The sequence below is a fragment of the Bradyrhizobium sp. dw_411 genome, from assembly GCF_018449695.1.
GTDB lineage: Bacteria > Pseudomonadota > Alphaproteobacteria > Rhizobiales > Xanthobacteraceae > Bradyrhizobium.
In genome coordinates this window covers 257277-283164 of the sequence record NZ_JAAVUY010000005.1, presented here as the reverse complement: position 1 = coordinate 283164, position 25888 = coordinate 257277, and the positions used below count along the sequence as shown (strand labels likewise).

At 61.0% G+C, this 25888-nt stretch carries 22 protein-coding genes; 6 read left to right on the top strand and 16 right to left on the bottom strand.

The genetic code is table 11. The features are described from left to right. The first annotated feature begins 8 nt into the window (after nucleotides 1-8). Nucleotides 9-2357: an acetamidase/formamidase family protein gene (locus HB676_RS10535; RefSeq protein WP_213737724.1), complete on the top strand. Its 2349-nt coding sequence runs from the start codon at nucleotides 9-11 to the stop codon at nucleotides 2355-2357. Between the two features lie 114 nt (nucleotides 2358-2471). Here the strand turns inward: HB676_RS10535 and HB676_RS10530 are convergent, their stop codons facing one another. The 4 genes from HB676_RS10530 to HB676_RS10515 all read right to left on the bottom strand — a co-directional run bounded on the left by HB676_RS10530 (nucleotide 2472) and on the right by HB676_RS10515 (nucleotide 6220). Next, nucleotides 2472-3206 carry a GntR family transcriptional regulator gene (locus HB676_RS10530; protein ID WP_213737723.1) on the bottom strand — a complete coding sequence of 245 codons (735 nt, stop codon included), beginning with the start codon at nucleotides 3204-3206 and terminating at the stop codon, nucleotides 2472-2474. Between the two features lie 38 nt (nucleotides 3207-3244). Further along, entirely contained in the window at nucleotides 3245-3940 is a 696-nt protein-coding gene (locus tag HB676_RS10525) for a class II aldolase/adducin family protein (protein WP_213737722.1), read from the bottom strand. A gap of 75 nt (nucleotides 3941-4015) precedes the next feature. Beyond that, the gene (locus HB676_RS10520) at nucleotides 4016-5290 is read right to left on the bottom strand and encodes an MFS transporter (protein ID WP_213737721.1); all 1275 of its coding nucleotides are present in this window, start codon (nucleotides 5288-5290) and stop codon (nucleotides 4016-4018) included. 54 nt (nucleotides 5291-5344) lie between these two features. Continuing rightward, nucleotides 5345-6220, bottom strand: a complete 876-nt coding sequence (locus HB676_RS10515; protein WP_213737720.1) for a polysaccharide deacetylase family protein — start codon at nucleotides 6218-6220, stop codon at nucleotides 5345-5347. A 327-nt stretch (nucleotides 6221-6547) separates the two neighbouring features. Here HB676_RS10515 and HB676_RS10510 point away from each other — a divergent pair, with 327 nt between their 5' ends. The 3 genes from HB676_RS10510 (at nucleotide 6548) to HB676_RS10500 (ending at nucleotide 9815) form a co-directional block, all read left to right on the top strand. Continuing rightward, nucleotides 6548-7573, top strand: coding sequence for an amidohydrolase family protein (locus HB676_RS10510; protein WP_213737719.1), 1026 nt, complete (start codon nucleotides 6548-6550; stop codon nucleotides 7571-7573). Between the two features lie 227 nt (nucleotides 7574-7800). Further along, nucleotides 7801-8313 (top strand): DUF305 domain-containing protein, encoded by a 513-nt coding sequence (locus tag HB676_RS10505; RefSeq protein ID WP_213737718.1) that lies wholly within the window; start codon nucleotides 7801-7803, stop codon nucleotides 8311-8313. 14 nt (nucleotides 8314-8327) lie between these two features. After that, the gene (locus tag HB676_RS10500) at nucleotides 8328-9815 is read left to right on the top strand and encodes a YncE family protein (RefSeq protein ID WP_213737717.1); all 1488 of its coding nucleotides are present in this window, start codon (nucleotides 8328-8330) and stop codon (nucleotides 9813-9815) included. A gap of 98 nt (nucleotides 9816-9913) precedes the next feature. Here the strand turns inward: HB676_RS10500 and HB676_RS10495 are convergent, their stop codons facing one another. From HB676_RS10495 to HB676_RS10465, 7 genes are all read right to left on the bottom strand, one after another. Further along, entirely contained in the window at nucleotides 9914-10852 is a 939-nt protein-coding gene (locus tag HB676_RS10495; protein ID WP_213737716.1) for an ABC transporter substrate-binding protein, read from the bottom strand. Next, a complete protein-coding gene (locus tag HB676_RS10490) occupies nucleotides 10849-12087 on the bottom strand; it encodes a 2Fe-2S iron-sulfur cluster-binding protein (protein WP_213737715.1) in 1239 nt (412 codons plus the stop codon). Before HB676_RS10490 ends, HB676_RS10495 begins: the two co-directional genes overlap by 4 nt. Continuing rightward, a complete protein-coding gene (locus tag HB676_RS10485) occupies nucleotides 12084-12923 on the bottom strand; it encodes an FAD binding domain-containing protein (protein ID WP_213737714.1) in 840 nt (279 codons plus the stop codon). Before HB676_RS10485 ends, HB676_RS10490 begins: the two co-directional genes overlap by 4 nt. Then, entirely contained in the window at nucleotides 12920-15283 is a 2364-nt protein-coding gene (locus HB676_RS10480; protein WP_213737713.1) for a xanthine dehydrogenase family protein molybdopterin-binding subunit, read from the bottom strand. Before HB676_RS10480 ends, HB676_RS10485 begins: the two co-directional genes overlap by 4 nt. Nucleotides 15284-15346: 63 nt before the next feature. Beyond that, nucleotides 15347-16432 carry an ABC transporter substrate-binding protein gene (locus tag HB676_RS10475; RefSeq protein ID WP_213737712.1) on the bottom strand — a complete coding sequence of 362 codons (1086 nt, stop codon included), beginning with the start codon at nucleotides 16430-16432 and terminating at the stop codon, nucleotides 15347-15349. A gap of 92 nt (nucleotides 16433-16524) precedes the next feature. Continuing rightward, nucleotides 16525-17316, bottom strand: coding sequence for an ABC transporter permease (locus HB676_RS10470; protein WP_213737711.1), 792 nt, complete (start codon nucleotides 17314-17316; stop codon nucleotides 16525-16527). Next, nucleotides 17306-18115 (bottom strand): ABC transporter ATP-binding protein, encoded by an 810-nt coding sequence (locus HB676_RS10465; RefSeq protein ID WP_213737710.1) that lies wholly within the window; start codon nucleotides 18113-18115, stop codon nucleotides 17306-17308. The genes HB676_RS10470 and HB676_RS10465 overlap by 11 nt, the downstream gene beginning before the upstream one ends. Nucleotides 18116-18558: 443 nt before the next feature. Between HB676_RS10465 and HB676_RS10460 the strand changes: the two genes are divergently transcribed. Continuing rightward, nucleotides 18559-18828, top strand: a complete 270-nt coding sequence (locus HB676_RS10460) for a pentapeptide MXKDX repeat protein (protein ID WP_213737709.1) — start codon at nucleotides 18559-18561, stop codon at nucleotides 18826-18828. An 824-nt stretch (nucleotides 18829-19652) separates the two neighbouring features. Here HB676_RS10460 and HB676_RS10455 read toward each other — a convergent pair. Continuing rightward, entirely contained in the window at nucleotides 19653-20870 is a 1218-nt protein-coding gene (locus HB676_RS10455) for an NAD(P)/FAD-dependent oxidoreductase (protein WP_213737708.1), read from the bottom strand. A 157-nt stretch (nucleotides 20871-21027) separates the two neighbouring features. On the opposite strand from HB676_RS10455, the gene HB676_RS10450 reads away from it, so the two are divergent. Next, nucleotides 21028-21963: a tripartite tricarboxylate transporter substrate binding protein gene (locus tag HB676_RS10450; RefSeq protein ID WP_213737707.1), complete on the top strand. Its 936-nt coding sequence runs from the start codon at nucleotides 21028-21030 to the stop codon at nucleotides 21961-21963. A 45-nt stretch (nucleotides 21964-22008) separates the two neighbouring features. Here HB676_RS10450 and HB676_RS10445 read toward each other — a convergent pair whose 3' ends face one another. The 4 genes from HB676_RS10445 to HB676_RS10430 all read right to left on the bottom strand — a co-directional run bounded on the left by HB676_RS10445 (nucleotide 22009) and on the right by HB676_RS10430 (nucleotide 25873). Further along, nucleotides 22009-22743: an aspartate/glutamate racemase family protein gene (locus HB676_RS10445; RefSeq protein ID WP_213737706.1), complete on the bottom strand. Its 735-nt coding sequence runs from the start codon at nucleotides 22741-22743 to the stop codon at nucleotides 22009-22011. 11 nt (nucleotides 22744-22754) lie between these two features. Beyond that, a complete protein-coding gene (locus tag HB676_RS10440) occupies nucleotides 22755-23630 on the bottom strand; it encodes an ABC transporter permease (protein WP_213737705.1) in 876 nt (291 codons plus the stop codon). Between the two features lies 1 nt (nucleotide 23631). Continuing rightward, nucleotides 23632-24513, bottom strand: coding sequence for an ABC transporter permease (locus HB676_RS10435; protein WP_249780161.1), 882 nt, complete (start codon nucleotides 24511-24513; stop codon nucleotides 23632-23634). A gap of 70 nt (nucleotides 24514-24583) precedes the next feature. Further along, a complete protein-coding gene (locus HB676_RS10430) occupies nucleotides 24584-25873 on the bottom strand; it encodes an extracellular solute-binding protein (RefSeq protein WP_213737704.1) in 1290 nt (429 codons plus the stop codon). Nucleotides 25874-25888: the final 15 nt, after the last annotated feature.

The following is a 25888-nucleotide window of genomic DNA, read 5'->3' as shown; positions in this document are numbered from 1 at the left end:
GTCGATGTATGAGCTTTCGCCCGTTCACCAGTGAATCCTATTCCGAAAGCGACCGCCTGGAAGCATGGCGGGACGTTCTCAGCGCTGTCGGGCTCGCGCCGTCGGCGGGCTCGGTCCTCCATACCGGCCACGCGACCGCTTCGCGCCGCACGGCGGAGGGCATCGTGCTGGCGCGGTTCGCCGCGGGTGCGCAGGCTGTCTCGCCATTGTCACAGGCCGCCGATGACATGCCGATCGTGCTGTTGCCGATCGAGGACGGCGTCACGTTGCGGACCGGAACCGGCCACCAGATCGTCTCGACCGGGCATCTGCTTTTATTGCCGCGCAAGGGCGACTGGAGCGTGGCGTTCCCACGCGACATGCGCGCGGTGATTTTATCAGTCACCTCGGAAGCCTTTCACGGCCGTAAGGTCGGTAAACCGGTGTTCGACGAGGTTCGCGTGCTGGCGCCCGGTGGCTTTACCGAGGTGTTTTCGCGCACGCTGGAATCCGCCGCGCGCAACATCGAGACGCTGTCCGATACCGAATGGACGGCGGTGGCGCAAAGCCTCGCCGATTTGCTGCCGACATTCATCCGCTCGCCCACGACGGATACCGGTGGCACCGCGACCCAGGCCGCGATACTCCATCGTCTGTGTCAGGTGATCGAACGCAAGCTCGACGACCCCGATTTGACTCCGGCGCGGGTCGCGGAGGCCGAGGGCATATCCGAGCGGTATCTGCAAAAACTGTTTGAAGGTTCCGGCAGCAGTTTCACCCATTATCTGCGCGAGCGCCGGCTGCAACGCACCTCGGCGGAACTGTCGAACCCTGCGGAAGCGCATCATTCGATTTCTGAAATCGCCTATCGCAACGGCTTCAATGATTCAGCGCATTTCAGCCGGGCGTTCCGCCATCGCTTTGGCCTGTCGCCGCGCGAATTTCGTCAGCAGGAAATCGAGCGCGCCACCGCGTCCGCCGCGGCCGCAGGTCAGCGCGGCTGGCCGCAACAGGCACTGGCGCAGTTGCGCAGTCATCATCCCCTTGCGAATGCACGCAAGAGCGTCGCACCGCCGCAACCCGATCTGGCCAGTCCCTGTGCCGAAGGTCAGCATCTTCACCATCATCTTTCGGTCGAATCCGACCGGGTGCATTGGGGATATTTCTCGCGGTCGCTGGCGCCGCAAGCCGAGATCAATTCGGGAGATACCATTACGATCGAAACCCTGACGCAGCATGCATCGGATGATCCGGCGCGGATGATCGCCGGCGACGCCGGCGCCGAAAGCGTGTTTCACTGGACGCGCGACGCCAAGAATGTCGACCGGCGTGGGGCTGGGCCGATGGAGGCCTCGGTCTACGGCCGCGGCGCCGGCGAAGGCTTTGGTGTCCACATCTGCACGGGGCCGGTCGCGGTGCGGGACGCGCAGCCCGGCGACGTGCTGGAAGTTCGCATCCTCGATATCGTGCCGCGGCCGAGCCGGAATCCCGACTTCGAGGGCCAGGTGTTCGGCTCCAGCGTCGCGGCGTGGTGGGGCTATCACTACAACGAACTGCTGGCCGAGCCGAAGCAGCGCGAAGCTGTAACGATTTACGAAATCTTCGCAGGCGGCGAGGGCGATCGCGCCGAGTCATATGCCCGCGCGCTCTATTCCTATCGCTGGGAGCCGCAGACCGATCCGTTCGGCGTCGTGCATCAAACCTACGATTATCCAGGCGTTCCGATCGCGCCTGATACGGTCAAGCGGCGGCACAATGTGCTCGACGGCATTCGCATTCCCTTGCGCCCGCATTTCGGCGTGATTGCGGTGGCGCCGCGCGAGCTGGATTTCGTCGATTCGATTCCACCCTCTTATTTTGGCGGCAATCTCGACAATTGGCGGCTCGGCAAGGGATCGACGGTGTATCTGCCGGTGTCGGTGCCGGGCGCATTGTTATCGGTCGGCGACCCCCACGCGACGCAAGGCGACGGCGAGTTGGGCGGCACCGCGATCGAATGTTCGATGACCGGCACGTTCCAGCTCATCCTGCACAAGAAGGCGGATCTGGCCGGCCGCGTCTTTGCAGATCTAACCTATCCCCTGATCGAGACCGAAACCGATTGGGTGCTGACCGGCTTCAGCCACCCGAATTATCTGGCCGAGTTCGGCGCCAAGGGGCAGAGCGAAGTCTATGCGACATCCTCGCTCGATCTCGCGATGAAGGATGCGTTCCGCAAGATGCGCCGCTTCCTGATGAACATCAAAGGACTGACCGAAGACGAGGCAATCGCGCTGATGTCGGCCGCGGTCGACTTCGGCGTCACGCAGGTAGTCGACGGCAATTGGGGCGTCCACGCCATCCTGAGCAAGCGGCTGTTTGAGGACGTGCGGATTTAGTGGCTTTCATGGTTCGAGACGCGCGAAGACGCGCTCCTCACCATGAGGATTACAGACCTCATCCTGAGGAGCATCGCGAAGCGATGCGTCTCGGAGGATGATGCCACGGAAACGTTAGCTTCGTTGGCCCGCGGCAACACGCCGGTGGCTCAACGTCACTACCATCGCCTTCTTCACCTCGGCGACGTGGCGCTGCATCAGGTCCTCCGCCTTGCGGGGTTCGCGGCACAGAATCGCATCAAAAATATCGTGATGAAACCGATTGCGCGCGATCATTTCATCGAGGCTCAGCACCATGATGTTTCGCGCCGACACCCGCGGGATCTGGCAGCGTGCCAGTACATCGGCGACTACCTGCGTTTCAGACGCGCGATGAATGGTGCCGTGGAACATCTCGTTAACGGCGGAATATTCATCCTGCCGCCGTTCCACCGGGAAATCAGGCGCGATCAGACGGTCGCCACGAACCAGCGATGCCTCCATGCGCTCGCGCGCGGCGTCGGACAGGCCGCGTTCCGCCGCGAGCCGGGCGGCCAGTCCTTCGGCGAGCACGCGCATCTCAAACGTATCGATGATCTCCGTGAGTTCGAATGCGCGCACGGAGAAGCCGCGGTTCGCCGTGTAGATCAGCAGTCCCTCGCCAGCCAGGGTCTGCAGCGCGGCGCGTAGCGGCGTGCGCGATATCGACAGGCTGTCGCACAGATGCACTTCGTTCAGCCGTGCGTTCGGTTCCAGCTCTCCGTCGAGGATGGATTGACGGATACGCCGCGTCGCTTCGCCGGTCAGGGTTTCGGTTTCTCTATCTTCCGGATCGGCGCCGGGACGCGGTTCGAGCGTGATGGTCGTCATGTCGGCTTCCCCGAGAGTCGAGATTTCCTGGCACGGCTTTAGAAATTGGCGGGTCCCGGCTGCTCCTCGGGATCACCCGCGGTCAGATACTCCCACATCCGCTCGCGGATGCGGCCGGCCCAGGTCACACGGGCCTCGATATCGTCGTCGCTGAGGATGCCGACGTCCTGCATGCCAGCGGCCAGGAATTCCAGTTCGACGCGCGCAGCGTCCTCGGCGTACCAGGTCAGCACCACGGCTTCCTCGACGCTGGTGCCGGCTGTAACCAATCCATTGCCGCGCATAAAGATCGCGCTGGCCTTGCCGAGGGTCTGCGCCAGCCGCACCGTCAATTCGTCGGAGCGCAACAGGCGGGGATTGTCCCACAGCGGCGGCTGCGGCGCGAAATAGGCGCCGTAACCATAGCGCGCCTTCGGCGTCAGCCGCATCGCGCCCAATGTCATCGACTTATGCGGCGTCGAGCGGATCACGCCCTTTACATCGGGCCGCAGCCGATAGATTTCGCGATGGATGCGGACCTCGCCCAGTACGCCTTCGGGCAGGGGACCATCCAGCGGCACCACCGCGCAGGGCTCGTCGGGGCCAACCAGACCAAGCGGCTTGGGCGGCGACACTAAAAAACTCTTTTCATCGATGCGCTGGCTGCAATGACCATAGGCGTGCACCAGACCGGCACGGTCCAAGGCGCGGCCGGCCATGCGCACGCGGCGCGACAAATCGGCGATATCGGGCATTTTCTTCTTCTCCACTCAGGAAACAAAATTGTGGCTCTCGCGGAGCGATAGCGTGCTCCGCGAGAGTCATTGGTGTCAGGTCTGTTGAACGGGAACGGCCGTGGGGGCGGTTGCCGGGGCGGTCGCGGGCTGTGGGCTGGCGGCGGCTTGACGGGACAGCATCCGTTCCGGCTTGAGCGCCAGCGAGACAAAGCCCGCGATCAGCGACAATCCGACGATCTGGATGTCGGCTGCGGTCTGCCAGCTATAGGCGTTGACGAGGAAGCCGAGGATGTAGCCGGACGCGGCGCCCGCCGCGTAGAAGGTTGTGACAAACAATCCGGCGGCGCGGCTCGACAATGCCGGCCGCACGGCCTTCACATGGTAGGCAGCGACATTGACGAACAGGATGCCGCCGGCAACAAGACCCCAGACCAGCGTGATCGCCGCCAGCACGGGAAAACTCGAACCGGAGTGAAACAGCAGCCAGCCGAGGCCGGCGGCCGCGAAGAACGCTCCGCCCAGCACCACGCGTGGCGAGAAGCGGTCACCGAGCCAGCCGCCACCGATCGAGGTCAGCGCGCCGATGCCAAAGAAGCTCATCAGCGAACCGGCGGTTGGCGGCGTATATTTGAGCGCCTCGCGCAGATAGGTCGGGTAGAGGCCGAAATAAGCGTAGAGCGTGAGGCCCCACAATACGCTGACCACCGTCAGCACGACGATGTTGTGATTGAACAGTTTGTTTTCGGCGCTGATGTTGCGCTGGTTTTCTTCGGTGCCAAGCGTTTCGCTGAACCACGGCTTGACGAACACGGCGATGAATCCCATCGCGACGATTCCAAACAGCCCGAACACGATCATCGGGAAACGCCAGGTCTGGTAGTACGACAGCAGGAAGCCGGCCAAGGGCGATCCGATGATGGCGCCGATGCCGTAAGTGAAGCTCAGCGTGCCCACTGCGGCCGAGCGATAATTCGAAAAATAATTGGTGCAGATCGCGATCAGAACCGTCACCTGCATCGCCTCGCCGATGCCGGTCACCGCGCGATAAAACAGCATGTCGGTGAAGCCATAGGCCAGAACGGTAGCGGCGGTGCCGACCGAGAAGATCAGGATGCCCAGTTGCAGCACCGATTTGCGTGACATTTTCGTCAGCAGATAGCCCGTGGGAATGCCGGCAACCGCAAGCCCGAGCGTGAAGATGGTCGAGAGCAGCCCGGCATCATAGATCGTGTAGTTGAATTCCTTGCGCACATCGCTCAGCAGCAGCGGAAATATCTGCCGGTCCATCGCGTTGCACATGTACGAGGCCAGCAGAATCGCGAACATCACGATCGCGGTTTTGTATCGACCGTCCTTTTGTGTTTCCATGAAACTCTCCCCGATTTTGATGTGTTGTTCTGATTTTGTTCGATGCGGTGCGCGTCAGCCTGTTTTGGCGCGCCCCGTCTGGTACCAGTCGTAGATTTCACCCGATGTCATGAACACGCCGTGCTGGTGCGACGAGATATAGGCCAGCGTCTCGCGCAGATGCCGCAGGCGATGCGCGACGCCCATGATGAAGGGATGCACGACCATCGCCATCACCCGCGCCGAGCCCTCCGCATCGATCACCAGTTGATCGAACTGATCGATGGCGCGGGCGCAATATTCGGATGCGGTATGGTTCTGGTTGAGCATGATGCCGATGTCGTTGCATTCCTGCGTAAAGGGGATGCTGACGATGGGCTTGGTGCGGGTTTTCAGCTCGACCGGCTGGTCGTCCATCACCCAGTCGAGCAGGTAGCCATAGCCTTCTTCGGCCAGGATATCCGGGGTCTCGTAGGTTTCGGTCAGCCCCGGTCCGACCCAGCCTTTCGGCGCCTGTCCGGTGAAGGCCTTGATGGTCTCGGCGGTCTTGCGGATCGCGGCGCGCTCGTCCTCGACCTTCTGCATGTTCTTTTGATTGTAGCCGTGACCGATGAATTCCCATTTGCGGTCGCGCGCGGCGATGGAAATCGGCTCATAGGCCTTGATCGCCGAACCGTTGATCGCCATCGAGGCGGGGATGTTGAAACTGTCGAGGGTCTGCAGCAGCCGCCAGAAGCCGACGCGGTTGCCGTATTCGTGCCAGGTCCAGTTCAGGACATCCGGCTCCGGCGCGCCGCCGCGCGGCGTGTTGATCGTGCGCGGCATCGGTTCGCGCTCGTCCCATTCCTCGACCGACACCAGAATAAACACCGCGACCCGCTTGCCGCCGGGCAAGGTGAGCTTGGGACGCTGGGTGATCGGTGAATAAGTGAGCCGTTCCGAAAGAAGCATCAATTCCCCCCAAAGTAGTAGCGGCGCAACCAAGCAGCCGTCGCTTGAGCCTTTATACAAACAGGCCTTCTTGCGCCGGATATGTATACATCATGGAAGAAAAATACAGAAGTATATAAAGTAGGGGTGCACGGAGGGGAAAAGCGGCCAAATGACACCGTTTCTTTGTCATGGCCGGGCTTGTCCCGGCCATCCACGTCTTGGTGTCACAAAAGAAAGACGTGGATGCCCGGCAGCGCAGACAAGTTTCCGCAGTCTGCGTAAGAACAGACTGCTATGGCGGGGCATGACGGGCGGCCAGAAAGTCAGCCTCTCAGGAGATCCCCCGTGACCCGCATCGATGCCTGGACGCACATTTTCCCGCCGGCCTATTTCGCCCGGCTGCAGAAGGTCGCCTCGGCGGCCGGTCCGCTCAAGCGCTGGATGGAGCTCACCTCGCTCTACGATCTCGACCAGCGCTTTCGTCTGATGGACGTGTTTGAGGATTATCGCCAGATCCTGACGCCTTCGATGCCGCCGATCGAGGATCTGGCGGAGGGCGAAGCCGCCGTCGATCTGATGCGCCTGATGAATGACGGGTTGGCCGATCTCGTCGACAGGTTTCCCGAGCGCTTTCCGGCCTTCGCCGGCGCGCTCTCGCTGCTCGATCCCGATGCGGCGGTCGCCGAGGTCGAGCGTGCCGCGGCGCTCGGCGCGATCGGCTTTCAGATCTGCACCCATGTGCGGGGCGACGCGCTGGACGAACCGCGCTTCCTGCCGGTGTTCGATGCGATCGCGGCGCGCGGGCTTGCTATCTGGCTTCATCCCGTGCGCGGCCCGTTGCCTGACTATGCCAATGAGCAGCGTTCGCGCTATGAAATCTGGTGGTGTTTTGGCTGGCCTTACGACAGCAGCGTCGCGATGGCGCGGCTGGTCTTTTCAGGCCTGTTCGACCGGCATCCTGACCTCAGGATCATCACCCATCACATGGGAGCGATGATCCCTTATTTTGAAGGGCGGATCGAGCAGGGCTGGGGGCTGGAGATGGGAGCGCGCACGCCGCCCGCGGATGCGCACCTGTTGCCGGGGCCATTGAAGAAAAAGCCGCAGGATTATTTCCGCATGTTCCATGCCGACACCGCGTTGTCGGGTTCGACAGCGGCGACGCGGCTCGGCCTCGATTATTTCGGCAGGGATCACGTGCTGTTTGCCAGCGACTTTCCGTTCGACGCGGAGGGCGGCAAATATCTGGTGCGCGAAACCATCCGCGCGCTCGACGAGCTTGCACTGCCGCCCGAGGTGCGCCGGCAGATCGATCAGGGGAATATCGAGAAGCTGATTGGCAATGCGAAGCGCGGCCCGACGCGAACGTAGGCGCGAGTATTCACGCTCACTTGCGTTTGAGTTGCAGCAGCGATGAAGTCACCGATCGTTGATCGGGCGAGAATGTGAGTTGATACACCGACGGCAGAATAGGCGCTAAGCCGCCAACGCAATTGTTGGTCCACGCCCGTGGCGCAACCCGCCAATGATCAGCCTCCCGGCCCGACATTTATCTGTCATGATTGTCTCGCGTTGAACCATTCGGAGAACAACCCGTGATGTCCGCATCGATCTCGTCATCGACTCCTCCATCTATTTCCTGGCTCGCACGATTGGCCTGCGTCGCAGTGGTTGGCGCGGCGGCATTTGCCGTGGGACGGCAAAGCCAGACGCTCGTCGCGATTTCGCCGTTCACGATCTGCTCGGCAGCGACCGAGGCCGCCTTTCCCGAGGAGACGCCTTATCTGACGGCAAACGACACCGCCATGAACAAGATGATGTCCGGCATGGTGATCCAGCCGACCGGCGATGTCGATCGCGATTTCGTCGCGATGATGACGCCGCATCATCAGGGCGCGATCGAGATGGCGCAGGCGGTGCTGCGCGACGGCCACAACGAACAGATCAGGCGGTTGGCGCAGGAGATCATCGTGACGCAGCAGCAGGAAATCGCGGCGATGCGGCTGGCGATCGGCGATCCCCTGCCGCCGTCGGTGGCCTCGCCAACGCAGGTACCTGCTTCGCCGGGCGTGCTTGCTTCCGTTCTCTCATTCCTCAGATCATCGCGATAGACAGGAGAGCTTCCATGAAGCGCACACTTTTGAATGCAGGTCTTATGAATGCAGGTCTTATCGCGAGCGTTTGCTTTGCCTGGCACACCGCTGCCTTCGCCGGTCAGGCGCCAGGCGCGGCCGGCGATCCCGATATCGCGATCAGCCATCGCGACCGGGTTTATTCCGCGGAGCAGTTCTCCAACACGGTCTCGGTGACCGATCCCGTCGACAACAGACTGGTCGGCGTGATCCGTCTCGGCGATCCGCAGCCCGGCAATTTCACGCCCCTCTACAAGGGGCAGGTTCTGGTCCACGGCATGGGCTTTTCGCCGGACCATAAGACCATCGCGGTGGTTTCGATCGGCAGCAATTCCGTCACCTTCATCGACACCGCCACCAATGCGGTTCGCCATACGACCTATGTCGGCCGCTCGCCGCATGAAGCGTTCTTTACGCCCGACGGCAAGGAGGTCTGGGTCACCGTGCGCGGCGAAGACTACATCGCGGTGCTCGATGGCCAGAGCTTTGAGGAGACCTCGCGGATCAAGGTGCCGGCCGGGCCCGGGATGCAGATTTTCTCGCCCGATGGCAAATACGGCTATGTCTGCTCATCCTTCAATCCCGACACTGTCGTGATCACGGTCGCCGATCACACCATCGTCGGTCACGTCAAGCAGGATAGTCCGTTCTGTCCGAACATTGCGGCCACACCGGACGGCAAGCAGGTCTGGATGACGCTCAAGGACACCGGGCGGACCATGGTGTTCGATGCGCGGCCGCCGTTTTCGATATTGAAATCGTTCGAGACCGGACCGATCTCCAATCACGTCAACTTCGCCCACAACGCCAATGGCACCTTTGCCTATGTGACGATCGGCGGCTTGAACGAGGTCAAGGTATTTCGCACCGACGACTTCTCACAGGTCGCGACGATCCCGGTCGGCAAACTGCCGCATGGCGTGTGGCCCTCCGGCGACGGCAGCCGGGTTTACGTCGGGCTCGAAAATGCCGATGGCATGGCCGCGATCGATACCCTTACCAACAGACTGATCGCGACCAGCCCGGTCGGGCAGGCGCCGCAGGCGATCACCTATGTCCCGAACGCGGTGCCTGACGGAGCAGGCACGCAAAGCTTGCAGCCGCTCGATCTGGCAGGGCAGGCCACGCATCTCGCGTTGGCGCCGTTGGCCGGCGGCAAGGCGAAAGGTAGCGCGGAGAATGCACCGACCAGCGTCTCGCTGTTCGATCAGGGACTGATCCAGGTATTTCAGGCCGCCGCCACCGGCCTGCAGCCGAAGATGCCCTATGTGCTGGCACTCGCCAGCGAACCCGACGGCAAGGGCAAACTGGAAGTGATTGCCGCCTTCATGACCAATCCGGCAGGATCGGCGATCGTCAACACCACCGGCCCGATCCGCCAGATCGTGCAGGGCGAGCAACAAATTCCGCGGCGCTATCTGGTGATCGCGGAGGGGCGCCCGGACAAACCGGGAGCGGTAGTGCAGGTGCAGGTGAAGTAGTTCGTAGGATGGGTGGAGCGCAGCGATACCCATCAAATTGCCAATATCGGCACCGCTCGCAGATGATGGGTTTCGCAAGTGCTCAACCCATCCTACGGCTAATCGAATTTCGGCGCGCTCTTGTTCCAGTATTGGCTGAACTGTTCGGCAACGACTTCCGAATAGGGCACATCCTGATCGAGGATGTTGATCGCGCGGGCAAAGCGATTCATGCCTGCGACGAAGGCGGGGGTGAGATCGGACCGGTAGAACGGCAGATCGCGCCGGACCAGTTCCACGATATGTGCGGAATCCTGCGGAAATAATTTGGCGGCCACGTCTTCCGCCCGTTCGACATTCTTTTGCAGGGCCAATTGCGTCGCGGCGATCGCACGAACCGCGCCGGCGATTTTGTCAGGCTGTTCGGCGATCAATTTGTTGGTCGTGGCGAGCGTGGCCATCGTGTAGTTGAAGCCGGCCTTGGGCCCGTCGCCGCGGCGGGCATCGATCACAAGCGTGCCGACGCCGCTGCGCACCGCGATCTCCGCGCCCATGCCGTTGGCCCAGAAGCCGTCGATAAGACCTTCTTCGAGCGCGCGAGCGGCCGCGACGCCGAAATTAACCTTGTTCTCCAGCGAGCCCGGTGTCGGCATGATGGTGACGCCGTCGCGCACGGGATCGATACCGCTCTCGACCAGCAATTGCCGGAAGCAAAGTCCGACCCAGGGCGCGGCGCCGATCCGCTTGCCCTTGACCACGCTCAAGTCGCCACGCTTCGCGTTCAAATCCGCACGCATGATCAGAAACCAGTACATGCCCTGCGATTGCGCGCAGATCAGCTTGACGCCTTTCCATCGCGGAAACGCCGACAGCGCCGAATGGGCCGATCCGGCGACGATGTCGATCTCGCCGTTGCGCAAGGATTCATACGCCCGCTCGATCGGAGAAATCAGCTCGACCGTCGCGTCGATTCCCTCCTTGGCGAGAAAGCCCATCGTGACGGCAGCTTCGGCGGGAAAGTAGGACGGCGAGATCAGGTCGGGGACGGCGATTTTCACGATGCATTCCTGTCGTTATTTGTGTCCGCTTGCTTGCGCCCGAACAGGCGATCGCGCAGCGATTTCAGCCGGGCCATGACAACGTCGAACACCAGCGTGGTGGCCTTGAGCGACGTCTCAGACGTATCTACCGACTGTGGATCGGTCAGGCTCTGTTGCAGGCGCCGCGAGAATTCCGCCGTGATGCGCCCGACCAGATCCTGCACGATGCTGCTGCGGCTGAACTGGGCGAGGGCGCCGGCGAGAAGCGCGCGTACGGTCACATCGACGCGCGACTGTGTATCGCTTTCGCCAGTAACAGCGTAGCTCACCTCCGCCCGCACGGTCGTGCCGCTCAAACGGTCGCGTCCCGAGCCATAAAGGATGCCGCGGCGGGCCTCCTCATCGCGAACGATCAGGCCGGTGCCGATAAAATTGGTGGCGATGGGACCGATCTTGACCGTGACGCGTCCCGCCAATCGGCCATCGGCCGAATGCTCGGTCAGGCTCGCCCCGGGCATGCAGCGCGCGACGTTTTCAACGTCCGCCAATGCTGCCCATGTTTCATCGGCGCCGTGGGCGACGGTAAAGGACAGGCTGGTTTCGAGATTGGCCGCGCGCGAGCCCAGGCCGAGATCCTTGCCGAGATCTTTGGGGTCGACGCAAGAGACTTCCGGTTTTGGCGCGCTCTGCGGCAAACGTTTCTTTTCGGTGGTGGAAGCGCCCGGAAGATGCCGCGCGCCGACAGGCCCCAGTTTGAAGGCGGTTGAAGTTTCGGGTTTGGCGGCGGCAGCGCGGCGCGCTTCCAAGACACGGCAGATGGCCCGCGCGATGCCGGCGTAACCGGTACACCGACAGAGATTGCCGTTGAGCTCGCGCCGCACCCGCGCTTCGTCGGCGTCAGGCAGCCGCCTGATAATATCTCTGGCGGTCACCAGCATGCCGGGCGTGCAGAAGCCGCATTGCAACCCGTGCTCGATCGAGAACGCAGTGCGCAGCGACTCGATGATCTCATCGTTTTCGAGTCCTTCCAGCGTCACCACCTCGGCGCCCTGGCAGAGCGCCGCATAGGTGATGCACGAGCGCGCCGGAGATCCGTCGATCAGAATCGTACAGGCGCCACAAACACCTTGCTCGCAGCGGATATGCGTCGCCGTGAGGTGAAGCCGGTCGCGCAGGAAATCCGCCAGATGGGTTCTGGGTTCGACAAGTTCCTCGACGCCTTGCCCGTTGATCGTGAGGTTGATCTGCATCATGAATCGAAGACCTCAGCAGCCGCGCGCTGCAGGGCGGCGATATGGGTTTGACAGGCCGCGCCGCCCTCGACGCCGTTCTCTTGCAGGAGACTGAGCGCGCGCTGCGCATCAAAACGAAGTGGCCCGGCGCCGGGCTTTCCGCCGAACAATTCCGTTGCATTGTCGATCACGATCGGCCGGCCGTGGGTCGCGCCGATGACGGCTTTGAGCACCTGCTGCTCGGGATTGTACAAGACCGTTCCGCTGGCGATGGCGAACTTGCCGAACTTCCGGCTCACCTTGTGGTGCGAAAACCGCGTACCAACAGGCACTCTTGGGATCAACATCGCGCGCAGGATTTCACCGGGCGCGAGCTCATTCTCGAACGCGGCGGTAAAAAATTTCTGGACCGGGACGCGGCGTAATTTGCCTTGCGCATCCCTGATCTCGCAGATCGCGGAAAGTGCGGCGAGGGTACTGACCCAATCGGCCGCGGGGTCGGCGTGGCAAACGCTGCCGCCAATCGTCCCGCGATTTCGCACCGCGCGATATGCGATGCCTCCGGCGATCTTTTGCAGCATGGGTGCGGCGGCCAGCGGCAATTTTCCGTCTTCGATATTGGCGGCGGTCACGCAGGCGCCGATCCGAAGTCCCGCATCGTCTTCGCTGACCTCGGACAATTCCGGCAGGCCGGCGATATCGATCAACAGGCTCGGCTGAACCAGACGCAGATTCAGCATCGGGCCAAGCGACTGGCCACCCGCGACAAGCTTGGCATTGCCGTCGCCTTCCAGAAGAAGCGCTGAAGCTTCCGCCAGGCTACCAGGGCGAACATAGTCGAACGGCGCGGGCTTCATGCCACAGAACTTCGAAGATGGTTCGAACCGTTCGCAGCCGTAATCGCGTCGAGAATAAGGTCCGGCGTCAGAGGGAGATCGTATACTTGGGCGCCCAGCGGCCGCAGCGCATCGTTGACCGCAGACACAATGGCCGCCGGAGGGCCGACTGCGCCGCCTTCACCGATGCCCTTGACGCCGAATTCGGTATGAGGCGAGGGCGTCTCCATATGGATGATCCGGATATCAGGCACTTCGGTTGCGCCGGGCAGGATATAGTCGAGCATGGTGGAAGCGAGCGGCTGGCCCTGCGCATCAAACGGCATCGCCTCATAGAGACAGGTTCCGATGCCCTGGGCGGTGCCGCCGGCGATCTGGCCATCGACAATCATGGGATTGACCAGCACGCCACCGTCTTCGACCACGACATAATCAAGAATCTCGATGAGGCCGGTTCCAGGGTCCACTGCGACGGTGACTGCGTGCGCGGCGTAGCTGAACGTTCCGCTGTCGCGCCCCGGTTTATAGCCTGCAGTAACTTCGAGACCGCCGGGATGGACGTCGGGCGGCAGATGCTGCGGCTGCAGATACCAGGCTTGCGCGACTTCGGTCAGCGACACGCTGGCCTGCCCGCCGATAACAGCGCCGCCTTCGATGCGCACCGTGCTGGGATCCGCCTGCATCAGCCACGCGCCGATATGTTTGACGCGTTCGGCCAGTTCGCGCGACGCCTGCGCGACGGCGCCGCCGCCCATCACGATCGAGCGCGAGGCGTAGGTTCCGGTCGAGAAGGGGGCGTACAACGTGTCGCCCTGGAGAATCTTGATGCGATCGAATTTAAGCCCGAGGATCTGGTGCGCGATCTGCGCGAATGTCGTCTCGTGGCCCTGGCCGTGCGAATGGGTCCCGACCCGCAATTCGAGATAGCCGTTTGGTGTCAGTTTTGCGGAAGCCTGTTCATAGCCCGGGACCACCGGCCGGCCCCAACCGGCGAGCACGGAGGTACCGAGCGCGCCCTGTTCGCAAAAGATCGAGATGCCGACGCCGATGCGGCGACCGTCGGGTTCCGCCGTCTTTTGCCGTTGCCTGATCCGCTCCAGCCCAATCGCCTCGACGGCCCGGCGCATGCATTGCGGGTAGTCGCCGCTGTCAAAAAACTTCTTCACGATATTGGTGAAGGGCATTTGATCGGCGCGGACCAGATTGCGCAGCCGCACTTCTGAAGGTTCGAGGCCGGTCTCGACCGCAATGCCGTCCATGACGGCTTCGACTGCGAGACACACGCCGGTGCGTGCAACCCCGCGATAGGGCAGGATCGGGCACTTATTGGTGGCCACCGCCGTCGCGCGGCAGCGGTAGGCGACAAAGTCATACGGTCCCGGCAGCAGGCTGGCGACCTGCGATGCCTCAAGCGCCGAGGAGGTCGGGTAGACCGAATAGGCGCCGGCATCGACCGCGGCGACGCAATCGAGCGCGAGAAGCTTTCCGTCGCGGTCGGCATAACCGATGATGTCGTAAAGATGCTCGCGGCAATCGGCATTGGCGCTGAGATGTTCGCGGCAATCTTCCAGCCAGCGGATCGGCCGGTTGAGACGTCGCGCCAGCCAGGCCACCGCGACTTCTTCGCGCAATAGAAGACCCTTGTAGCCAAAGCCGCCCCCGACATCAGGCGCAATCACGCGGATACTGCCATCGGGAATACCAAGGCAATCGGCGATGCCGTTTTGTACGATATGGGCCATCTGCGTCGACGAAACCACAGTGAGATAGCCGAGCCGCTCGTCGGGATAGGCGATCACGCCGCGCCCTTCCATCGGGAACATGCACTGCCGCGAGGTGCGAAACTTGCGGCTGACCTTGATCGGCGCGGTGCGCGCGATGGCGTCGACATCGCCATCGACCCGGACATCCAGAAAGATGTTGTCGCCCCATTCCTCATGGACAAGTGGCGAATGCGGCTCCAGTGCCGCGGCCATGTCGGTGATGGCGGGCAATTCCTCGTATTCGACTTCAATCATCGCGACGAGATCTTCGGCCTCGGCGCGGGTCCGGGCCCTGCACATCGCGACCAACTCGCCGACATATCGCACCTTGGTGGATGACAGGATCGGCTCATGGGAATGCTTGAAGCCGGCCAGCGCCGTCGCGGCGCGTATCGGCTTCACGTCGGAAAGCTGCGCCGCCGTATAGACCCGATCCTTGATCGAATCCGGAATATGGATCGTCAGGATTTTCGCATGTGCATGCGGGCTGCGCACGAATGCGACTTCTTCCGCGCCGGCCACGCTGATATCGGCGACATACTGCCCGCGCCCGCGCAAGAAGCGATCGTCCTCCTTGCGCAATACCGACGCGCCGACCCCGGCGGAACTGGTGACCATAGACAATTTTTCAAGTCCTGCTTGGGAAGCCGGTAGCGGCCGGCTCCCCTTTGATAAGGTTGTTCAGCTCTTGCGAGGAATATACTTCTCGGACCTTGCTTCGACAGGCTGCCACTCGGCCTCGGTCAGTTTCACCCGCCCGACAAACTGGTTGGTGAACAGTTTGTCGAGTTCGGGCGCGTTTTTGACATCCATGTAGGTCTTCACCGTATTGGCGGTGGTCGCGACCAGCGCCGGGTCCATGTAGCCAAGCCCGTTCTGTTTGACGGAGTCGACCACACCCAGAGCGGTGCCAACGGCCTGGCCGTATTCGACCACTTTCTGATTCAGCGTGCTGCCGCCCTGAAGCTCCTTGACGCTCTTCATGTGCAGTTCCACCGATTTCTCGGGATTCAGGTAAACATATTTGAGTCCTTCAAGCAGGGCGTCGACAAATCCCTGGCAAACTTCCGGCCGCTTTTCGATCGTGGCGCGCTTGCAGGCGACCGCGATGCTGAAGTTCTTCACGCCGTAATCTTCGTAGAAAATGGTGTTCAGCTCCTGGCCCTGGGCCCATACGCTTGGCGCGATGCTGCCGAAGAAGTTGCCTTCCGCCTTCACCTGTTTTTCGACCAGCGATTTGATCAGCGCCGCGCCGTCCATCGTGACCTTCTTCACTTTTGAATCGTCGATACCGGTCGCCTTGACGAAGGCCGGCCAAAGCTGGAAGTCGCCGCTGCCGACGTCGAAAGCGACGGTCTGGCCTTCGAGGTCTTTGGGCTTGGTGATGTTGTTTTCCTTCAGCGAGAAAATGCCGATCGGCGAACGCGGCCAGATGCCCGCAATACCAACGAGGTCGAGACCGCGTCCGACGCAGGTCATCATTACGCTGAGATCGGTGAGGCCGAAATCATACTGGCCCTGGTCGACCGGGACGCAGACCTTTCCCGATCCGAAACCCCGGTCGATGGTGACGTCGAGGCCGTTCTTCGCGAAAAGTCCCAGCTCCTTGGCGACGAAAACGTAGCTGTAGGTGCCGAGCGGCAGCCAGGGCAGCGTGATCTTGATCGGCGTGGCTGCCCGCCCGATGCCTGGCATGGCGATGCCGAGTGAACCCGCGCCGCCGATGATCCCGGCGGTTTTGAGGAGAGTGCGTCGCGTCATTGTCATTGTGTTTTCTCCGATCTGGAATGAAATCCGTGTCTTCGATAACCAAAGCAGGCGGCGCTTCGTGTGCATGCGTATGCATTTAATAGCATAATTCAGCCGCCGGTTTCCGCCAAACTTCCCGCCGTCGATTGCCAATAGATCGCGCGGCGTTCCGCCAGTTCGATGATCCAGTACAGCACGAGGCCGCTGAGGCTCAGCACCGCGATCGCGGCCATCATCAGCGGCGTATCGAGCAGGCCGCCGGCCAGTTTGATCAGGTAACCGATGCCTTCCTGGGAGGCGACGAATTCCGAAACGATCACCCCGATGATGGCCAGCGTGACGGAAATCTTCATACCGCTGAAAATATGCGGCAGCGCAGTGGGCAGGCGGATTTTCCAGAATACCTGCCAGCGCGACGCCATGAAGGTCCGCGCCATCTTGTGAATCTCCTCGTCGATCGACTGAAAGCCCATCGCCGAGTTGATGGTCATCGGAAAGAAGCCGATCAGGAAGGCCAGCAGCAGGCTCGATACGGTGCCGGTCCCGAACCACACGATAAACAGCGGCGCGATCGAGATTTTCGGAATGATCTGGGAGACTACGATCACAGGGTAGAGGCCCCGGCGCATGATATCGGAATAGGTGATCAGGACCGCCACGAGAATGCCGCCGACGACCGACAGCGCAAAGCCCGCGATGGTCAGATAGAGCGACGGCCACAGATGGGTCAGCAGCAGATCGTAACGCGTTGCCATCACGACCGCAATTTCCGACGGCGGCGGCAGCACGATGCTTCGGATGCCCAGATAACGCACGGCGCCTTCCCACGCCAACAGCAAGAGCACGATAAACGCTATCGGCCAGCGCGCGGCATCGAGGAAGGAAGGCTGCTTATCCTTCATGGCTTGCCTCGATCGATTTGCGCAAATGCCGGACGTATCGGTTAAAGCTGTCTTCTTCGGTCATGGCGATATTGCGCGGCCGCGGAAGGTCGATATGGATTTCGTCGACGATTGTCGCCGGCCGCCGGCCCATGGTCAGGACACGGTCGGAAAGAAACGCAGCCTCGCGGATGCTGTGGGTCACAAAGATCACGGTCTTGCGGGTTGCCTGCCAGATGCGCAGCAACTCCACGGCCATGTCATCCCGGGTGATGGCGTCAAGCGCGCTGAACGGCTCATCCATCAACAGGATCGCCGGATCGTGAATCAGCGCACGGCAGATCGATGCACGCTGCCGCATGCCGCCGGAGAGCTGGCGCGGCAAAGCGCCGGCGAATTCCTGCAGCTTGACCATCCTGAGAAGTTCCATGGCCCTGGCGCGATATTCCTCGACCGGCAGCCGCAGCAATTCGATCGGGAACAGGACGTTGTCGAGGACCGAACGCCAGGGCAGCAGAACCGGATTCTGGAAAACGACGCCGACGTCGCGCCGCGGGCCGGTAACCGGCGTGTCGGCCAGCGTCACCTCGCCGGAGGTCGGAAACTCCAGGCCGGCGATCATCATCAGCAGAGTGCTTTTTCCGCAACCGCTCGGTCCCAACAGGCTGATGAATTCGCCGTTGGCGACATCGAGGCTAACGTCGCGGATGGCTTCGAGTTCGTCGAAGATTTTCCTGATGCCGCGGACGCGCACCGCGCAGGGGACACTCGCCTGGTGCGCCGAACGCGCATCAAGCTGCAAGCGGACATCCGGCTTCATGCCGTAATCCGCCTGGCTGAAATCAAAAATGAGAGGGATCGCCGCTGTCGACTTTCACACATCGAAATGTCGCACGGCGACTTCCATACACTCATCTGCCCATCCTGCTGATGGGGCGACTGTAAGCTCAAAGGCGCGGCTCTCAAACAACGCGCGCCCGCCAGTCTGCCGAAATTTCCTACGAATCGTAGGTTTTTTGGCTGAGATAATGGGCAGGGTGGTGATTTATTGGGCTGAAAGCCGGAAAGGGCTTGCCCAAGCGGGCCGCGCCCATCCTGATCGGCGAGACGCGCAATGGCAGATCAGAACCTTCCGCGTTGTGCCACTCACGAGCGCACAGGCGATTAGTTTCAATTCCCGCAAAACATATAGATGAAGGAAAACAGGAACGCCTGCCGTCAGGCCGACTTATCGCGGGTGAATTTAACCCGACGGAGTTACTGATGAAGAAAATTCTTATTGCGACCGCCGCCTTGACCCTCATGTGCGGCTCGGCATTTGCGCAGGGTACAGGACCCACCGGTCAACAAGACAACATGAATAAGCCTGGCATGACCAACGGTTCCATGGATAAGGGCGGTGCCATGGAAAAGGGCACGATGAACAAGGGCACCACCGGTGAGAACATGAAGAAGGACGGCATGACCGACGGCTCGATGTCAAAGGATGGCATGAAGAACGATTCCATGAACAAGGGCGGCATGACCAAGTAATCGCGCGCCTGCCATCATCAACGGCTCTGGGGCTCTGCGCTGGGGCCGTTTTTTTTTGCAACCGCTCCGGTGGTGTCGATCTTGTGTGTTATCTTGCGGCAGTATCAATCGCGCAGCGCCATCAAAGTCGGCAGTTCAAAATGAACTGGTGCAGATCTAAAAAAGATCGCCAACCGAGGCGGCGCTCACAGCGCTGCGATCAAGACCACATAAAGCAGGCTGCAAGCCAGCACGGTGCACCAGGCGACCGAGGCGGCGAGGAGCATGGTCTCGCGGGTTGCTCGTACCGGGCCCATGATCGCTCAACCCTTAAACTTGGGTGGCTGCAATCCCGGCGAGTCGGCCCAATCGTTCAAGTGAGAGGCTGTGTCGGCCTGTCGTTCCTTCTTCAACAGGTCGTCCCGCTCACGGCCGGGTGGCAAGAGATCGGCCTTCATCCGAACCTCATTGGCAAACGAAATCAGTCGATCTCGGAGAGGTACTGATTGTCTGAAACGCCGCCGGTTAAACATGGCGCGCTCCTTTTCCGTAAGAGGAAGGCGGGAGCGCGACCGGGCGTTCTCATCACAGATGGAAGCCATATACCGGGCTGTGACGCACGATAGTGTACGCTTCCCGACATAACGGCGCGAGAACAAAATATTAACAATAGGTTGGAACCAATCGCTAATGCGAAAATTAGAACAGGCCAAGAAGCGGCGGCTATTTCGCTTTGTGCACGAGACCTGACATATAGCGGGTCAAAAGCAACTACTTTCAAGTTCCATGCGATCGCTCGCTTTCACGCGGGGATGGAACCGCCGCGACAATTATGGGATGCCTCATCACCGAGACGTTTGGCCGGGGCTGGTGCGAACACTCTCCAGCAACGAGGTGCGCATTAAAAATGCGCGGTGCCGAACGGGATCGGCCGCGGTCGCAGCGAGATCGGCGAAGTTCTTCTCCCGCACCGCAGGATCTTTTTCCTCGAGGCGCTTCTTGTTCTGAATAGTCTGGCTTTGCACGAATTCGACGTTGAGCGGGCGCCGCACACGGTCATAGGCGTCGAGGCCGGCTTCAGTTCCGCCTTTCAGCACCGCGTCGATTGACGCGGCAAGACTGACAGCATCATGAATGCCGAAATTCATGCCGAGCCCGCCGATGGGATTGTTCACATGCGCGGCGTCGCCGGCGAGCATCACACGACCCCTGCGAAACGACGCGGCCACACGCTGATGCACGTTGTAAATGTTCCGGTGGGTCACCTCATAGGGGCGGCCAAGCGGAAAGAATTTCTGCAGGCGATGCTGGACCGCGGAGTCGGACAATGCCTGCTCGTCGGTCTCGTTGACTCTTGTCGGAAATACCACCCGCCACAAACCACGCAGGTCGTCGCCGGCAACCTTGAACAGATTGGCCCATTCATCGGGATCAGAAAAATAGTTGCGATAGCAAAATCCTTTGTCGGCTTCGAAATCGAACGGGGTCGTCAGCACGATAAACCGCTCGGGATGCGTGAAGCCCTCAAACTCAATCCCTAAGCCTTTGCGGACGAAACTTCGGCCGCCATCGCAGCCCACCAGATACGACGCCGTGACGCGACGTTCCGTCCCGTCGTGCGACGCAAGCGCGAGGCTGACGCGTTCGCCGTCATCGGAAAAGTCTGACGCACGCGTTTGCATCGCGACACTGGCATTGGGCATGGTCCGCAGGCGCGCCAGTCCGAAATTGGCGATCTTGTGCTGTTCGCATTGCACGACGAAAGGGTAGGGCGTGTCCTTTGACAGGATATGGTGATCGAATTGCGCGATCATCCGGCCACTAGGGCGATCCCAGAACTGGAAGTATCGCGCGACCACGCCGGACTCGATGACGTCAGTCACGAGATCGAGTTCGGCGAGCATTTCGAGCGTCGCAGGATGGGTCGTCGCCGCGCGAGGACTGCGATTGACGGACGGTTCCGCCTCGACGAGCAGGACGGAGTGACCAAGCCTCGCCAATGCGAGCGCGCAAATGACGCCAACAGGTCCGGCTCCGATCACCGCGACGTCGAACTCATCCATTCGGTCACCAGGTGATCGCAAAGGGTTTCAAAGGGTCTGAAGTGAATTGACTTAACGGCAGTTGTTCATATTGTCTGATAATATGTCAAGGAATGCCGTGCACCGATCCCGCATTCGCTGCGGGATGATAAAAACAATATTCAGTACGGCGCTCGCGGTGAGTTTTCTCTCGGCTGGCTGTGCTTACGCTGCCGAATGGCCGACGCACACGGTCACAATCGTCGTTCCGTTCGCCGCCGGCGGTAACACCGACGTGATTGCGCGCATCGCCGCCGAACATCTGCAGAAAACCTTCGGGCAGGCCTTTATCGTCACCAATCGTACCGGTGCAAACGGAGCCATCGCCGCGCGCATGGTCGCCCGCGCCGAGCCGGACGGATACACGCTGATGATCGCAGCCGCGCCGCAACTGGTGGTCTTGCCGGCGCTGCAGAAGCTGGACTTCGATCCGGTCAAGGATTTCACACCGATCAAGAATATCGCAACCAATCCATTTGTACTGGTGGTGAGCCGTTCGATTCCCGCGCAGACTCTCCCGGAGATTATCGCCTATGCGCGCGCGAATGGCGGCAAACTCACTTATGCGTCCGCGGGTGTGGGCAGCATCAGCCATCTGTCGGGCGCGATGTTCTTCAAGGCCATCGGTGCCGAGGCTGCTCACATCCCTTATCAAGGCAACGGGCCGGCGCTGAACGACGTGATTGGCGGCCGCGTCTCGATGATGTTCGCGAATCTGTCCGAAGCTTTGGCGCAGTCGACTAACCCGAATATCAGGATCGTGGCCGTCACCAGCAAAGCCCGCGTCGCGCAACTGCCGGACACCCCGACGGTGGCTGAAAGCGGCATCGGGAATTTCGAGACCACGACCTGGAACGGCCTGGTCGGGCCGGCGGGTTTGCCTGAGGAAATCGCCAAGCGGGTGACGGCTTCGCTGACCGATCATCTTCGGGAGCCGGCTGTGACAAAACAGTTCGAGACGCTTGGGGTTGAACCCGATGTCGGCTCAAGCGCCGATTTCGCGGCAAGGATCGGTCGTGATTTGCCGCTGTGGGCCAAGGCGGTCGATTCGGCAGGGCTCAAGCAGCAGGACTGACGCTCGATTGACCTGCGTGCAGGGATCAGGTCCCGGCCTGCCGCATCAACGCGGCTCAAACGGCGCCTGGGATCCCAAATAGGTTTTCGGCAGCGGTGCTGCATATGCCCTGATCTTGGAGGTCTTGAGACCCAGCGCGCCCAGGGCTTCGGCCAGTTTAACCGCGCTCGCGACGCCATCGATCACGGGCAGGCTGTGCTGCTCCGACAGCCGCGCGGCAAGGTCGGCCATCCCTGCACATCCGAGCACGATCACCTCGGCATTGTCCTCGCGCTTGGCGCGTTCGATTTCCGCGCTGATCTGCGCCGAAGCGTTGGAGGCGGGATCGTCGAGCGCAAGCACCGGTACTTCACATGCCCGGACTTTTGCGCAGCGCGATGCCAGTCCGTACTTCAGAAGATTGGTTTCGATCGCGGCAATGGAACGCGACAGCGTCGTGACAACCGCAAAGCGATGACCGAGCATTGACGCTAGATGAAACGCAGCCTCGCCGATTCCGATGACTGGCGCGGACGCCAGGCTGCGCGCGGCTTCAAGCCCGGTGTCATCGAAGCAGGCAATGATGTGGGCGGAAACCCCTGACGCTTCGCCCTTGGCGATTTCGGCCAGCAGTCCCGGCACCGAAAATGCCTCGTCATAATAGCCCTCGATCGAAACGGGCCCGTCCGGCGGATTGACGGCGATGATCTCAGTCCCGGAAGCAGCGACGGCACGCGCGGCGCGACCGATCTTCTCGGTCATCGCGGCCGTGGTGTTGGGATTGACGACAAGGATGCGCATGGCCCCAAGTCTTACACCATTCCCTGGCCGGCGTCCGATCCGTGGCGTCGCTGCCGGGCCTGCAGCACGAGAATAACGATCAACGCAAGGAAGATGACGAGAAACGACACCGCGCTGGTGATCGATCCCAGCGCGTAAATGTCCGGTTTTGTCACCGTCGTCGTCAGCCCCTGCAATTCCAGCGGCAACGTATTGACCGAGCCGATCGCCTGGCTGGAGCGCGCCAGCTCGTCCCACGACAGAGTGAAGCCGAACAGGCCTATGCCGACGACCGATGGCAGGATGATCGGCAGCACGACATGCCGGAAGGTCTGCCACGGTGTCGCGCCGAGATCGCGCGCCGCTTCCTCCAGCCGGCCATCGAACCGGTTGAAGATCGCAAACATGATCAGCAGTCCAAATGGCAATGTCCAGGTCAGATGCGCGCCGAGGCCCGACGTGAAAAGCCCCATCGCGGTGGTCCAGCCTTCGCTGTGCTTGACGATGAAATCGTCCAGCAGCCGGAATTCCAGCGCGATACCCAGCGAGGTGATGATCGACGGCATGATCAGGCTCGCGATCGCGACATAAAACAGGATCGTCGATCCGCGAAAAGCCTTGCGGAACGCCATCCCGGCCGAAACCGAAATCAGCACCGTCAGGATCATGACGACGAGACCAAGCTTGAGCGACCGTTTAAAGGCGGCGCCGATATCGACGATGCCGCCGCCAGAGAACACCTTGCCGAACCACACCAGCGAAACGCCGTTCATCGGAAACGTCAGGCCGCCGTCAGGTCCCTGAAACGACAGAATGTAGATCGCAAACATCGGCCCGTAGAGAAACAGCACATAGGCGATGAAAAACGCCCCGAGGAAATAGAAGGATTTTGATCTCCTGTCGCCCATCTCACAATTCCCTGCGGATATCGACGATCCGGGTCAGCGAGGAAATGATCAGGATGGTGATGCCGAGCAGGATCACCGCATTGGCGGCGGCGGCCGGAAACTGCAACGCATTGAGGCGCGCCTCGATGATCTTGCCCGCCGAGGGAATCTGCTGGCCGCCCATCACGCCGATGGTGACGAAATCGCCCATCACGATCGTGATCACGAAGATCGAGCCGATGACGATGCCCGGTTTGGCTAGGGGGATGATGATGTTCACCAGCGTCTGCCATCCCGTGGCGCCGGCATCGTAGGCAGCTTCGATCAAGCGCTTGTCGATGCGGATCATCGAGTTGAAAATCGGCACCACCATGAAGAAGGTGAAGAGGTGGACGAGGGCCAGTACCACGGAGAATTCGGAGAACAGCAGCCATTCCAGCGGCTGATGAATCAGCCCCATGCCCTGCAGGCCCTTGTTCACCAGACCGTTGCGGCCCAGAAGAGGAATCCAGGCTATCATGCGGATCACATTCGAGGTCCAGAACGGGATGGTGCACAATAGAGTAAGCACGATCTGCCAGGTCTTGGACCGGACATGGAAGGCGAGGAAGTAGGCGACCGTGAATCCGATGAAGAGCGTCAGGCTCCACGTCAGCAGGCACAATTTCACGGTTTTGAGATAGGTCTTCAGGATGGTGCACAGCTCCGGCAGATCGGCGATGCATCCTTCGAACGTATCGGTATAGCCGCGCAGGCTGAACGCGGGGATCATCTCATATTCGTTGTAATCCCACGCGCTTACGATGGTCACAAAGACGAGCGGCAAAAGGAAGAACAGCGCGAAGATCAACATCATTGGCCCGGCCTGCAGCCAGCCAATGAAGGATTTGCGGTCTTGCGTCATGGAGAGGTCGATCTTGCGTCACAGAAAAGGACTTGCCGCACGCGATGTGCGGCAAGTCCGAAGGATGGCGTCAGGCCGCGATGAATTCATTCCATTTGCGGACCATGTAATCGTTCTCGTCCATCACGGCGTTCCAGCAGGCCACGGCACCCATGCGCTCGTCAAAGGAGCCGCCGTCGCGCGTCGCGCCGGCCTTTTCGAGGACGGTACCGTCGGGCGCCTTGATGTCGCCGACAGCCGCCTTGCCCTCCATCCAGTAACCCCATTCGTCGGCGGTCATGTTGGCCTTGGCGGTGGAAAGAACGGCGGAGTAATAGCCTTGGCGATTGAGATAGGCGCCGGCCCAGCCCGAGAGGAACCAGTTGACGAATTCATAGGCGAGGTCGAGCTTCGGTCCTGAAACCGCCTTCGAGACGCAGAATCCGGAAGCCCAGGAGCGATAGCCTTCCTTGAGCGGCTGGAAGGTGCAGGCGATGCCCATCGATCGCACTTTGGTGACGGCAGGGGACCACATCGACTGGATAATCGTTTCGCCCGAGGCCATCAGGTTGACGGATTCGTTGAAGTCCTTCCAGAACGCGCGGAACTGACCGGCTTTCTTGGCTTCGGTCATGATCTTCATGGTGAGATCGATCTCGGCCTTGGTCATGTTGCCCTTGTCTTCGTATTTATGCTGGCCGGTGGCTTCGACGACCATCGCCGCATCCATGATGCCGATCGATGGAATATTCAGGATCGCCGCCTTGCCCTTGAATTCGGGGTTGAGCAGTTCGCTCCACGATGCGATCGGGCGCTTGATGATGTCGGGCCGGATGCCGAGCGTATCGGCATTGTACACGGTCGGGATCAGCGTCACGAACTCGGTGGGTGTGGCCGAGAATTTCTTGGAGTTTGCGCCCTCCAGATAAAGCACCTTCCAGGGAGCGGTGCCCTGCGCGCCGATTTTCTTGCCGTTCGCCAACTGGCCCTTGGTGAAGACCGGCGTGATGTTGTCGAATTCCTTGATCTTCTTGGTATCGAGCGCGAAAATATTGCCGGAGGGGACCAGCTTTTTCAGCGAGAAATATTCGGTATCGAGCACGTCGAACGAGTTCGGCTGCGTGATCACGCGCTTGGTCACATCGTCAGTGGTTGCCGTGATGTATTCGATTTTGATGCCGGTATCTTCCATGCACTTCTTGGCGATTTCGTCGCCCTCATTCACGGCGGTTCCGAGATAGCGCAGCACCTTCGGCTCGGCCGAATGGACATAGGGAAACCCGGTGATGGCGCCTGCGCCCGCAGCGAAGCCAACCGCTCCAGCGCTGGCTTTCAGCAAATTACGGCGGTTGATACCGCCTTTTTTCGAAACCGTGCTCATGTCGCTCTCCTAAAT